Origin of the sequence: Fervidobacterium pennivorans DSM 9078 (genome assembly GCF_000235405.2) — a bacterium.
GTDB lineage: Bacteria > Thermotogota > Thermotogae > Thermotogales > Fervidobacteriaceae > Fervidobacterium > Fervidobacterium pennivorans.
This window is the reverse complement of the sequence record NC_017095.1, coordinates 1,531,847-1,544,448: the sequence shown is the minus strand read 5'-3', so window position 1 is coordinate 1,544,448 and position 12,602 is coordinate 1,531,847. Positions and strand designations below refer to the sequence as shown.

13 protein-coding genes are annotated in these 12,602 nt (G+C 39.7%); 7 read left to right on the top strand and 6 right to left on the bottom strand.

All coding sequences use genetic code 11. The annotated features are described in order from the left end of the window. Positions 1 to 59 precede the first annotated feature (59 nt). Genes FERPE_RS07375 through coaBC form a run of 6 tightly spaced genes read right to left on the bottom strand, consistent with a single transcriptional unit; the run spans position 60 to position 5,390 of the window. Positions 60 to 1,109 carry an AAA family ATPase gene (locus FERPE_RS07375; protein WP_041262867.1) on the bottom strand — a complete coding sequence of 350 codons (1,050 nt, stop codon included), beginning with the start codon at positions 1,107 to 1,109 and terminating at the stop codon, positions 60 to 62. 26 nt (positions 1,110 to 1,135) lie between these two features. After that, positions 1,136 to 1,867 (bottom strand): SMC-Scp complex subunit ScpB, encoded by a 732-nt coding sequence (scpB, locus tag FERPE_RS07370; RefSeq protein ID WP_014452008.1) that lies wholly within the window; start codon positions 1,865 to 1,867, stop codon positions 1,136 to 1,138. Next, the gene (locus FERPE_RS07365) at positions 1,845 to 2,531 is read right to left on the bottom strand and encodes a segregation and condensation protein A (protein WP_014452007.1); all 687 of its coding nucleotides are present in this window, start codon (positions 2,529 to 2,531) and stop codon (positions 1,845 to 1,847) included. Before FERPE_RS07365 ends, scpB begins: the two co-directional genes overlap by 23 nt. Positions 2,532 to 2,540: 9 nt before the next feature. Continuing rightward, the gene (locus FERPE_RS07360; protein WP_014452006.1) at positions 2,541 to 3,146 is read right to left on the bottom strand and encodes a CBS domain-containing protein; all 606 of its coding nucleotides are present in this window, start codon (positions 3,144 to 3,146) and stop codon (positions 2,541 to 2,543) included. Positions 3,147 to 3,195: 49 nt separating this feature from the next. Then, positions 3,196 to 4,236: a YncE family protein gene (locus FERPE_RS07355; RefSeq protein WP_014452005.1), complete on the bottom strand. Its 1,041-nt coding sequence runs from the start codon at positions 4,234 to 4,236 to the stop codon at positions 3,196 to 3,198. Beyond that, positions 4,221 to 5,390 (bottom strand): bifunctional phosphopantothenoylcysteine decarboxylase/phosphopantothenate--cysteine ligase CoaBC, encoded by a 1,170-nt coding sequence (gene coaBC / locus FERPE_RS07350; RefSeq protein WP_014452004.1) that lies wholly within the window; start codon positions 5,388 to 5,390, stop codon positions 4,221 to 4,223. Before coaBC ends, FERPE_RS07355 begins: the two co-directional genes overlap by 16 nt. A gap of 389 nt (positions 5,391 to 5,779) precedes the next feature. Here coaBC and FERPE_RS07345 point away from each other — a divergent pair, with 389 nt between their 5' ends. From FERPE_RS07345 to FERPE_RS07315, 7 genes are all read left to right on the top strand, one after another. Next, complete coding sequence (locus FERPE_RS07345; RefSeq protein ID WP_014452003.1) at positions 5,780 to 6,901, top strand: ABC transporter substrate-binding protein; 1,122 nt, start codon at positions 5,780 to 5,782, stop codon at positions 6,899 to 6,901. Between the two features lie 85 nt (positions 6,902 to 6,986). After that, positions 6,987 to 8,099, top strand: coding sequence for an ABC transporter substrate-binding protein (locus FERPE_RS07340; protein ID WP_014452002.1), 1,113 nt, complete (start codon positions 6,987 to 6,989; stop codon positions 8,097 to 8,099). A gap of 94 nt (positions 8,100 to 8,193) precedes the next feature. Further along, positions 8,194 to 9,093 carry a branched-chain amino acid ABC transporter permease gene (locus FERPE_RS07335; protein WP_041263451.1) on the top strand — a complete coding sequence of 300 codons (900 nt, stop codon included), beginning with the start codon at positions 8,194 to 8,196 and terminating at the stop codon, positions 9,091 to 9,093. A gap of 21 nt (positions 9,094 to 9,114) precedes the next feature. Then, the gene (locus FERPE_RS07330; RefSeq protein ID WP_014452000.1) at positions 9,115 to 10,182 is read left to right on the top strand and encodes a branched-chain amino acid ABC transporter permease; all 1,068 of its coding nucleotides are present in this window, start codon (positions 9,115 to 9,117) and stop codon (positions 10,180 to 10,182) included. Next, a complete protein-coding gene (locus FERPE_RS07325) occupies positions 10,179 to 11,060 on the top strand; it encodes an ABC transporter ATP-binding protein (protein ID WP_014451999.1) in 882 nt (293 codons plus the stop codon). Before FERPE_RS07330 ends, FERPE_RS07325 begins: the two co-directional genes overlap by 4 nt. After that, positions 11,047 to 11,757 carry an ABC transporter ATP-binding protein gene (locus FERPE_RS07320; RefSeq protein WP_014451998.1) on the top strand — a complete coding sequence of 237 codons (711 nt, stop codon included), beginning with the start codon at positions 11,047 to 11,049 and terminating at the stop codon, positions 11,755 to 11,757. The genes FERPE_RS07325 and FERPE_RS07320 overlap by 14 nt, the downstream gene beginning before the upstream one ends. Before the next feature lie 236 nt (positions 11,758 to 11,993). After that, positions 11,994 to 12,602, top strand: a complete 609-nt coding sequence (locus FERPE_RS07315; RefSeq protein WP_014451997.1) for a 4Fe-4S cluster-binding domain-containing protein — start codon at positions 11,994 to 11,996, stop codon at positions 12,600 to 12,602.

The window sequence follows — 12,602 nt, the reverse complement described above, 5'->3', positions numbered from 1 at the left end:
GTTAACATTACGTTTTGTTTATCTTAATGCAGATTGGTGTTCTTTGGGAAATGAAAGATTCATTTATTTTCTTCAGTCACTTCACTTATCAACCTTCTGAGCAATTTATCTGAAAATTCACCTTTCAGACCGGGCAAGTTTGAGAGGTTGACCAACATTCTTATGAATGCTTCAAAAGAATCCTTTGGTACGACATGCGAAAGTTTTAAAAGGTTCTGCGCGATAGTTTCTGCTTGGTTTGAAAGTTTCTCGAGTTCTTTGTCGTCAACAGTTGTTAGGTAATCGATTAACCTAATCAGAAGACCGTTTGCTTGGTGGATATCTAAGGATGCAGGGATATTCCCTTCCAACAATATCTCGGAAGGACTATGTATTTTCCCTGCGAGCGATTTGTCTATAAACACTTTTGCAGCTTCCGGTCCAACGATACCACTTGCAAGAATATACAGGTATTCTTTTTTATCCTCTTCGGACATCAGTGACAAGACTTTGCTTAATTTGTGCCAACTCCTTGGACTGGGTTTGATAGAAGCTTTGAGGGAAACACTTTCGTGAACGGAGAGAAATTCTGGATATTTAGATATAAAGTCTATTACTTCTTCTTCTATCTGATTTTTCCTTGCCCATTCTACCCATTCGTTTGGGTCTGGATGAATCTCGAGGATGAAAAACCTGCTCAGGAACGCAGGGTCGGTGATGAGTTCGACTTGGTCGTAGTTTTCATCAGGTGGATTCATGGAAGCCATTATCCACGTGCCTTCTGGAAGGATGTGGTTATGTATCCTTTTATCCACTAGAAGCTGCATTATAGCGTTTCTGATACTTCTATGAGCTCGGTTTATTTCATCCAAGAGAATAATTGTATTCCCATCTTCGGGCCACCAATCAGGAGCCAAAAATTTTGTCTTATTTTCATCCCTCGCTGGCAGACCTATTAAATCCCCTGGTTCCATTTGGGAAAGAACCAGTATGACAAGTTTCCTACCGGTCTCCTGGGCGATTTCACGTGCTATATCAGTTTTTCCCACACCAAAATGACCGATTAGCAGAGGGATTTCACCTGCTTCCATTATTTTTCTTGATAGATACTTTGCTTCACGAACAGTCAACATTTTCACCTTCTTTAGTTTGCTTTTTATTCTTCACGAGGTATTTCAATTTCTTCTTTTCGAACAACTTCAAAAGCCTCATTTTGTAAGTTCCTTGATTCGACTGATTGTGAAAGACCTTGTTGTTGGTGTTCTTGATTTTCTTGATTTTCTTGATTTTCTTGATTTTCACGAATTTCTGATTGTTCAGGAGTTTCAAAGAGCATTTTACCTATGTTTTCAAACGAAGCGCCACCAGCTTGTCTTACCAATTCTTCAATCATACTTTCATCTTTGAATGTATCTGTTAAGCTGTAGACAAATGTTCTTCCGAGTTTCCTTCTTTTGATGACTCCGGCAACGAGAAGTTGTTTTATAAGGTTAGAAGAATCCTTTCCGCGCATGCTATCTATTTCGAGTTTGGTAGCTTGTCTTCGAACTGCCAAAAATACAGCAATTTCAAGTTGAGCAGGCGAAAGGCTACCAAGATTTCTGCGCCTGGCTACTTTTGAAACCGCATCGGCAAACTGTGGTTTTGTGTAGAAGCGGTAATAATCTTCTATTTGCTTTAGCTCAATCCCATGTTCCTCGGAATCATATTTTTCTCTTAGATATTTAAGTATCTCGTCAAGTTCATCTTCTGGAATTTTAGTTAGCTCAGCAAGTGTAGTTTTAGATACACCCCTTGAAGCGAAGATAATGGCTTCGACAAGGGATATCTTTGTTGGGTCCAAGCTTTGAATTGGTTTGTTTATATCATTCTTGAACATTTGCGACATCTTGTCTCACCACTTTTCTTAAAACAAAATCATTGTCTATTGTGTATTTTTCAAATCTGATTAATTCCAGTACAGCTAAAAACTTTACGATGATTTCGTATTTAGAAGAACTATTTCTAAGTAGGTCGAAAAGGTTGACCACATCGTATTTTTCCTCGATTTCCTCCATAATTCTCTCCAGAGAATAATTTTCTTTCTTTATTATGTAGACCTTCTGTTTAACCTCAACCTCTTGCAATGCCGCTTTGACGATTTTGACCAGTCTCTTCTCATCCACCTTAGGGAAGGTATATGGCACTTTGACAGGATATTGATCAGCAGAGCTTTTGTTCATAATCTGTTCGGTTAACTCCTTGAGCCTTGCGTATTCTTCGATACGCCTTATGAGCAATTCTCTTTTGTATTCGTATTCCTTCTTTTCCTTTTCACTCATCGGTAGTAAGCTTTTTGATTTGAGCTCTAAGAGATAGGCGGCAGTTGCGATAAATTCGGATGTGACGTTAAGGTTCAGTTCCTCCATTTGGTTAACGTAATACAAAAACTCATCCGCCAGTTGTGATATTGACAACTGACGGATGTCTATCTTCTTCTTTTGCACTAAGTACAGAAGTAAGTCAAGGGGACCTTCGAATTCAAGTTGCTCAAGTTTAAATAATAGCTCCATAATCTCTTATCAGAAGAAACCTTCTTCCTCCACTATGGATTCGTAAGGAATTTCGTATATCTCTAAAATGCTCGCGACACTCTCAGCATCCTTGCTGTCAACCTTTATTGAAACAAGTCTTGAATCACCGTCTTTGATGGTCAAAATCGAGAGGATGTTGATTTTGTTGTTTGCAAGCACGTCGATAATCTTCTTTAGTTCCCCGGGTTTGTCCGGTAAGGTAAGGTTAATTCTAACACCGTGCTCATCCATAGCTGCCATTTCGGTCATTGCCTCAAGAACTTCTTGAATGGTTAATACACCAATCACTTCGCTGTTAGAGTTCACAACGGGTAGTATCGTTTCTTTGTTTTCAATAAGCATCATCGCGGCTTCTTCGATAGTTGAATCTTCGACGATGTAAAAGTCTGGGAATACAACATATGGCCCTACCTTTTCGTCCATTTCCACTTCTTTGATTACTGACTTGTGAAGCAAACCGTCGAATTTTCCATCTTCGTCGATAACTATACAATAATCGCAAGAATGTTTTCTCATTTCGTGGAGTGCTTCTGTTATGGTTTGCGTGTTCTTTACTTTTGGAAAGAATGTGTTAACCCATCTTACTGCTTTCATTTTTTTTATACCTCCTTTGCAGTCTTATCTGCTGTGAATTTTTGGTTTTTTAGAAATAGTAATAATAAACCTCACCGCTATCAGAACAGTAAACGGCAAACGATGTATTTGAATTGCCGATTTTGAATATCTCAAGTGGATAGTCACCTGTGTCAAGGACGGTAAAGTCTTTGCCATTTGTTGTAACCATGACCTTGTTGTAAGGAGCACTTAATACCACGATGAAATTACCAATTTTTGAAACTTGGGTTGGTGTGAAAGGCACTTGGAATGAATTCACTACAGTATCATCTTTTATTACATATACAGTTGAATTCGACATCGAACAAATATAATAATTTCCTGAATCTTTGTCGTAGTATGCACTCGAAATGTATGAAGCCAGCTTTGTTATTTTTCCAGTTGCTAGATTGTAGACTTTACCACCTCGTGTGTCAACAAGTAAATCATTTACAAGAATGGAAGGAGTTGTTAATCCGATTTTGAGAGGTTTCTCACCCAAAAATTCCACATCGTAATTATCGTTCCAAAGGTAAGTTCCCAAAAGCCTTCCTTTCCACAAGAACATATAAGCCGGAGAACCAGTAAAATTAGCTACAGAGAGTTGTTTCAAATTTTTATCGAAAGTGTATGCTGCTCCACTTTCAAGTAGTATATAAATTTTCTCACCATCAAAGATACTGGCTTGTATCCTTCTGTCGAATTTTACAGTAGAGAGCAGCTCACCACTGAGAGCCATTTTTGATAAATATGGACCTGTACGATCTACAATAATGTAGCTATCCTTCAAATCGTATACTGCAATAACAAAGTTTCCAATGTAGTTATAAAAGTCGAGAATTTGTTTACTTGAAAGTTCATAAAGTGCCATTTTTTTGCCGAATGGGTCGATGAAGATGACATCGCCATTGGTGCGGTAGTTTCTAAATGAGTACTTGATACCCACGTAAACTTTTTCGATAACTACACCGAATAGTGTGTTGTAGAAAATTAGTAGAACCAAAAGAGTGAAAATAGCAAAATGAGTTTTAGAAGTCTTATAAGTACTCAGTTTGGCTTTTTCAGTTAGTTTTTTTACAATAGCTCGCATACTCTTTTCAACAACTCCTTTGCTACTTCTTCCTTTTTGCCTTCAACCATTATTGTTGGTTTGTCTCTAAAAACCAAGTATACCTGATTCTCATCGCTTCCCATAGCCTTCCTTGCATCGTTAGCTACGATTACATCTGCGTTCTTTTTCATAAGCTTTTCATAGGCGTTTTCGACGATATTTTGAGTTTCTGCCGCGAACCCTACAACTACTTGTCCAGGTAGCTTGTTTTTACCCACAAACTCAAGTATGTCAGGATTTTTTGAAAGTTCCAATATCAGTTTGTCCTGGGTCTTTTTGATTTTTTCCTGCGCACTTTGAGTAGGTGAATAGTCTGCTACAGCGGCACACATAATAAGTATATCATACTCCTTGTATTTTTCCAAAACAGCTTCGAACATCTCTTTTGCACTTTCTACAGAAACATACGAATCTGTGTAATAAGGAATTTGCAGGCAAGTTGGACCAGATACAAGGCATACTTGTGCTCCTAATCTCTTTGCTATCTTTGCTATAGCATATCCCATTTTACCGCTTGAATGGTTAGAAATGTATCTTACGGGGTCAATAGCCTCTCTTGTAGGACCAGCTGTGATTAACACTTTCTTTCCAAGCAAAGGCTTTTCTTCCGTAAGAATCCTTATGAATTCGATTATTTTTTCATTTTCTGGATATCTCCCTTTCCCAACCTCACCGCAGGCAAGGTGACCTGCTTCTGGCTCCACAATCTTCCATCCGTGCTGTTTTAATTTTTCGATATTTTCTACTGTCATATCGTTTTCGTACATCCTAGAATTCATGGTTGGAACGATAACTTTGTTGGGTTTGTTAAAAGCGAGTGCCGTTGTTGTCAGCAAATTATCGGCAAAGCCGTGTGCAAGTTTTGCAATAGTGTTTGCCGTTGCAGGTGCGATAAGTAACACATCAGCCCATTTCGAAACTTCTGTGTGGATAATCCACCCACGCTCTATTTCGTAAGTGTCGGTGAACACTTCGCAATTTCCAACGGAAGAAAAGACAATAGGACTAATAAGCTTTGTTGCGTTTTCTGTCATTATTACTTTCAGATTCCATCCTTCTTTGCGTATCTTACTAGCCAAGTCAACTGCTTTGTAAATAGCGATACCTGAGGATACACCCAGCAGAATGTTCATTATTCTCACCCCGCAAGTAATTCTTCAAACTTAGTGTGCTCTTTCGCACTCTAATTATACCACCATATCCGTAGTTTCACATATTATTGTCGCTGAACAGCTTATTGAAAAATCCTGTTTCGAGAGCAGATTTTTTATGCAGAGGTTAACTAAGTTCAGGTATTGAAAACGAGTTTTTTGTAAAAAACTCGTTTTACAGCCAAAAAAAGTTGTCCAAATCATTATTCTAACTTGTTTCTTAGTATTTTGCGTGATTTTGATAATTTTAGCTTGACTTAAAACCGAGAATTGTGTTAAAATACAAACAAAAAAATTAAGGATGTTACATTTCCATACGTTCCATGATGGGAAAGGTTTTTTAATCTTTTCAAGGGTGGGAGGGAGTAGGTATGAGAAAGCTTGGAAAACTTTTGGTGGTCACACTTTTACTTAGTTCGCTTAGCATGTTTGCCGCTATCAAGATAGGTGCACTTTTGCCGCTTACTGGTGGTGTTTCCGCGTTTGGTGATTTGGTGAAAAAAGGTATCGAACTTGCACACGAAGAGAAAGGAACGGTTCTTGGTCAAAAGATAGAAGTTGTGTATATGGACACGCGCAGTGAGAAAACGGAAGCTGCGAACGGTATTGCGAGGTTGATTGATAAAGAAGGAGTTATAGCAGTAATTGGTGAAGTTATCAGTGGTAATTCCATTGCAGCTGGTGAGATAGCAGAAAAGAAAAAAGTTCCTATGGTAAGTCCGTCATCAACAAATCCACTCGTTACTCAAGGTAAGAAGTTCGTTTCAAGGGTTTGTTTTATCGACCCACTTCAGGGAACTGCACTTGCTGAATTTGCTGTTAAGACACTAAAGATTAAGAAAGCAACAGTATTTACTGATGTGGAACAAGATTATAGTGTTGGACTTTCGAACTACTTTATTGAAAGGTTTAAAAAATACGGTGGACAAGTGCTTCAAGTTCAATACAAATCTGGTGACCAAGAGTTCAGTGCACAACTTTCACAAGCACTTGCATTTGGTAGTGAAGCAATAGTCGTTACAGGTTATTACAACGAGATAGCTCTTGTGGCACAGCAAGCAAAGTCACTTGGTTTCAAAGGTTACATCCTGGCTGGGGACGGTGCTGACGCACCTGAGCTTATTAAAATCGGTGGTCAAGCTGTTGAAGGTATATACTTCTCAGCCCACTACCACCCAGACGCACCAGTAACACAGGTTTCAAAGAAATTCGCTGAGGCATTTGTAAAGAAATATGGCGTCAAACCATCAACACTTTCGGCTCTTGGGTACGATGCATACATGCTTATTGTTGAGGCAATTGAAAGAGCAAAGACGACAAAACCAGAGCTTATAGCTACTGCTATCAGGTCAATTAAAAACTTCCAAGGCGCCACTGGTATTATTTCGATAGACCCGAACACGGGTAATCCAACAAAAGATGTAGTAATTCTAACAATTAAGAACCAGCAATCTGCATTTGCGGCAAAGATTTCAGCAAGCGATTTGAAATAAATACGCTCAGTAAAGGGGGGATGAAATATCCCCCCAATTTTAGATGAAACATCCAGACAAAAAACTAAACAGGAGGTGCTGTAGCATGAGGAAAGCTCTCGGTATCTTGATTCTCCTGATTACCCTCAGTCTCTTTGCTGATATTAAGATTGGTGTGCTCCTACCTATGACAGGTGGGCTTTCTGCTTTTGGTGATTGGACAAAGAAAGGTATTGACCTTGCTTATGAACAGAAAAAGACAGTGCTAGGTGAAAAGATAGTGCTTGTTTATGTTGATACAAGAAGCGAAAAAACAGAAGCGGCAAACGCTATGGCACGGCTTATAGATAAAGAAAAAGTTGTCGCAGTTATAGGTGAAATCTCCAGCAGTAATTCAATGGCTGCTGCAGAAATAGCAGAAGCGAGGAAAGTTCCGCAAGTTGCAGTTACATCAACAAGTCCACTTGTCACTCAGGGTAAGAAGTTCGTTTCAAGGGTTTGCTTTATCGATCCGTTCCAAGGAACTGCATTGGCAGAATTCGCAGGAAAGAACCTTAAGGTTAAAAAGGTAACGATATTTATTGATATCGAACAGGACTACAGCGTATCTATGACGAATTATTTTGTTGAACGTTTTGAGAAAAAATATAAAGGTCAGGTTCAGAAGGTTCAATATAAATCGGGAGACCAGGAATTTAGTGCTCAAATCGCACAAGCAATCGCATTTGGTAGCGATGCGATAATGATTCCTGGTTTTTACAATGAAATAGCCTTGATTGCACAGCAAGCACGCTCTATGGGATTCAAAGGTTACATCTTGGCTGGCGATGGTGCGGATGCACCCGAACTAGTTAAGATAGGTGGAAAAGCGGTTGAAGGGCTCTATTTCACAACACACTACGTTCCAGAAGCTGCGAATACAAAGATATCAAAAGATTTTGTTGAAGCATTCAAAAAGAAGTACGGAATGTTACCAGCTATGAATGCCGCACTTGGATATGATGCATATATGCTTATTGTTGATGCAATTGAACGTGCGAAATCAAAGGACCCAGTGAAGATAAACGAAGCTATCAGGTCTACAAAAGGTTTCCAGGGTGTTAGCGGTACTATCACTATAGATGCTAACGGAAACCCAATAAAAGATGTGATAATAGTCAAGGTTCAAAACGGGCAATTCAGATATGCAGCAAGGATAGAACCTAAGGATTTGCAATAATAATAATTGAAAGCCCCTACCTCGCGTGATGTGAGGTAGGGGCTTGATTTGTGTTTAGGTTTGAAATGGGGAGGTGTCTGTATTGACTATAAACCTGACGATTTTTGTTCAGAACTTATTCAATGGACTCATGGTTGGTGGTCTGTACGCCCTGATAGCTGTCGGTTATACTATGGTCTATGGCATATTGAGGTTGATTAACTTTGCCTTTGGTGACATCATGGTTATGGGCATTTACTTTGCCTTCTACGGTGCTACTTTGATAAGGCTGAGCTTCCCGTTAGCTGTGATTATCTCACTTGGAGCTACCGCGATTTTAGGTGTTCTAATCGACAGGCTGGCTTACAAACCGCTGAGAAATTCGCCTAGGATTTCCGCCCTGATAACGGCAATAGGTGTTTCATTCTTTATTGAGAGCTTTGCAGTGGTGTTCTTTGGCCCTAATTACAAGGCATTCTTGGAGGCTTTGCAGAATAAAACAATAGCGTTTGAATCGTTTGTTATTGGTAATGTGTATTTGCCGAAGATTATTTTCATAATACTTGGGATAACAGCGATTGCACTTTTTGTGCTCTTTTTAATCGTTTACAAAACAAAGATGGGAATGGCTATGAGAGCAATAGCGGCTGACATACCTACGACATCTTTGATGGGTGTGAACGTGGATAACGTAATAGGTTTCACGTTTGCCATTTCTTCTGCACTCGCAGCTCTTGCAGGAGTTATGTGGGCACTGAGGTATCCGAGCTTTTATCCTTACACAGGTTTTGTGCCTGGGTTGAAAGCGTTTATTGCAGCTGTTCTTGGTGGAATTGGCTCTATTGGTGGAGCTGTATTGGGTGGTATTTTACTGGGCGTTATAGAGATGATGATAATAACGTTCTTCCCAACATTAATGCAATACAAAGATGCATTCGCTTTTATTATACTTATATTGATTCTTTTAGTAAGGCCAGCAGGTCTTCTTGGCAAACGCGCTGTGGAGAAAGTTTAAGCCGGAGTTGAGGTGAGAGCGATGAAGAGCAAAGCAAAAAGAGACTTGGGATTAACAATTCTATTCTTAATAATTGTCATTATTCTGCTGGCAATTGCCGATGCGAAGTTTGATTCGTACAAAAAGCAGGTCCTTTCTTTGATGGCAATATACGGGATAATGGCGGTGAGTTTGAATCTTGTCAACGGAATTACAGGTGTATTCTCACTTGGGCATGCAGGTTTCATATTGCTTGGAGCTTATACATCGGCACTCTTGACGATACCACCAGAGCAGAAAGCGATGATATTTATTATAACCCCGCCAAGCCCTTTGATTGCAAATTTACACACGGACTTTTTAACGGCAACGATAATCGCAGGTTTGGTCGCGGCATTCGGTGCGTTCATCATAGGGTTTCCGGTTTTGAGACTTTCAGGTGATTATCTTGCGATAGCCTCACTTGGTTTTTCTGAAGTGCTTAGAATTTTTGCACTTAACTTACAATCCATTACGAACGGTTCACTCGGGTTGAAAGGATTACCGAACTACACAAACATCTGGTGGAGTTGGGGCTGGCTATTTGTCACAATAGTTTTCATCGTTAGTCTTGTAAAAAGCTCCTATGGTAGGGCACTTTTGGCGATAAGAGACAACTCCATTGCTGCAGAAGCTATGGGTATAAATGTTTTTAAACATACACTTTTGTCGTTTGTGATAAGTGGATTTTTTGCTGGTGTCAGTGGTGCACTTTATGCACACTGGCTTACAACAATCGACCCAAGGATAACAACCTTTGGACCGTTACTTACTTACTATGTACTTATAATGGTTGTTCTTGGTGGACTTGGAAGCATAAGTGGTTCAGTTGTTGGTGCGATAATCTTTGCATTTTTGATGGAATGGTTGAGAGTTTTTGAGCAGCCGTTTACTTTATTTGGTAAAGAATTCCCAGCAATTCAAGGTATGAGAATGCTTGTTCTTTCGGTACTATTTGTTGTTACGATGATTGTGTGGAAAAGGGGTATTTTTGGAAGAAGCGAACTTACATGGGATGGAATAATCAACTTCTTCAAGCGAATGAGCTTAAGAAGGAGTGGTGAAAGATGAGCAATGTAGTTCAAGATAAAGCAAATAATATCAATAGTCGGCGAGTAATTCTCAAAATGGACCATGTCACGATGCAATTCGGAGGTCTAACGGCCGTAGATGATTTCGATAACGTTGCTTACGAAGGTGAGATTCTGGGAATCATAGGTCCAAACGGTGCTGGTAAGACAACAGCATTCAATGTTATCACAGGAATTTACTATCCAACAAAGGGTAGGATAATCTTCGACGATATAGACATTACACCGTACAAACCGCATCAAATTACGCACCTTGGAATAGCAAGAACATTCCAAAATATCAGGCTCTTTGGAACACTGACTGTTCTTGATAACGTGCTTGTAGCGATGCACCACCTACTTTCTACAAGGGATGCAGATGAGATTCTCAAAAAACACGGCAAACAGCCTAAAATAAAGGGAAGTCTTTGGTTCTGGCGCGCTGTGACAAAAGTAGGATACAGGAAGAAAGAGATGGAGATGCGAGAAAAAGGTATGGAACTTTTAAAAAAGGTTGGACTCGATCATCTAGCATACGAACTTGCTTCATCACTTCCGTATGGTCAACAAAGAAAACTTGAAATTGCAAGGGCATTGGCTACAGAACCGAAGTTGTTACTTTTGGATGAGCCAGCAGCAGGTATGAACCCAAAGGAATCAGAAGAATTGATGGAATTCATCAAATACATCAGGGATGAGTTTAAGCTTACAGTGATACTCATTGAGCACGATATGAAAGTTGTCATGGGCGTGTGTGAAAGGATAATAGTTATGGATTCTGGAAAGATTATCGCAGAAGGCACACCTGAACAGATTAGCAAAAACCCAAAGGTTATAGAAGCTTACTTAGGTAAGGAGTGGGAAAATGCCGGTGCTTGAAGTTGAAGGACTCCACGTTTTTTACGGCGCAATACACGCAATTAAGGGGATTTCTTTTAAAGTAGAGCAAGGTCAGATAGTTACTCTTATTGGTGCCAACGGTGCAGGAAAGACAACTACACTTTCCACAATAGCTGGCTTGGTAAAACCAAAAAGGGGAAGAATAGTGTTCAATGGAAAGGATATTCAAAACCTGCCTCCACACCAAATCAACAGGATGGGGGTTTGTCTTGTCCCGGAAGGAAGAAGGATATTCCCTAATTTAACGGTTATGGAAAACTTGATGATGGGTGCTTTCAATAGAAAAGACAAGGATGGAATCAAACAAGATCTTGAATGGATATTTACACTCTTTCCAAGATTAGCTGAAAGGAAAAATCAGCTTGGTGGAACACTTTCCGGTGGCGAGCAACAAATGCTTGCAATTTCCAGAGCTCTCATGAGTAGACCCAAAGTTCTCATGATGGACGAACCATCGCTTGGTCTTGCTCCAATACTCGTTGAAGAGGTTTTTGAGATTATCAAAAAACTCAATTCCGAAGGTATGACTATTCTACTTGTGGAACAAAATGCCGTTGGTGCATTGAACATATCGCACTACGGATACGTCTTGGAAACAGGGAACATCGTTCTCGAAGGACCTGCAAAGGAACTTCTAAAGAACGAACAAGTAAAGAAAGCCTACCTCGGATTGTGAAACGTCACATCAACACCAATGAATAGTTGTCAAAAGCCAATAAATACAATATCTTGGGTGGGATTTTGGAAATTCCCACCCTTTTTTCTTGACAGCAAGTGGTGGGGTATGATACTATATATTGTGTGGTGTGGTAAAAATAATACAACATAGTGTATTTTATCTTCGTTTTATCGACTTCCTTTCGGCTTTTTATTACTTCTATCTAACGCCAACTTAGACTTTGGGGGATGTGTATGGAGATTATGCAATCCGAGAGTGTTGTTTTAGAACCTTTGCAATCATCTGTATTAGGGAAACCGCTTTTGCGTGTTGTTCGTATGATGCAAGGAGACCATCCGAGCCTGCCTTCCGTGAGTGTTTACTTCCAAGGATGCGACGCATATCCAAAGTGTTTTGGATGTCACAATCCAGAGACGTGGGACTTTGATGAAAAATTTGCTGTTGATTTTTCTCATTTGGTGAAGCACGTGGTAGCTAAGCTTGATACCCTTTTGAATGTGTATGACAAAGTTGCTCTCGTTTTGCTTGGTGGAGAGCCCCTTTCTCCGAGGAACAGAAAGTATGCCTACATGCTTGCAAAAATTGTCAAGGAATTTTTCCAAGAAAAAGTAGTTGTGCTTATTTTCTCTTGGAGGACTCCTAAAGATTTATTAGAACTTGATGTGCCTTTGGACTACTTTGACGAGTATGTTCTTGGACGTTATCTACAAAAATATCATCGCGACGGATTTCCTGCCTCAGCAAATCAACTTTACTTAACCAAAGAGGAGCTTAAGCAAATTTTTGAGACTTTGAAAATCAACAAACAAGAGAAGAAGGGGGAAGAGTTATGCAACTTTTGA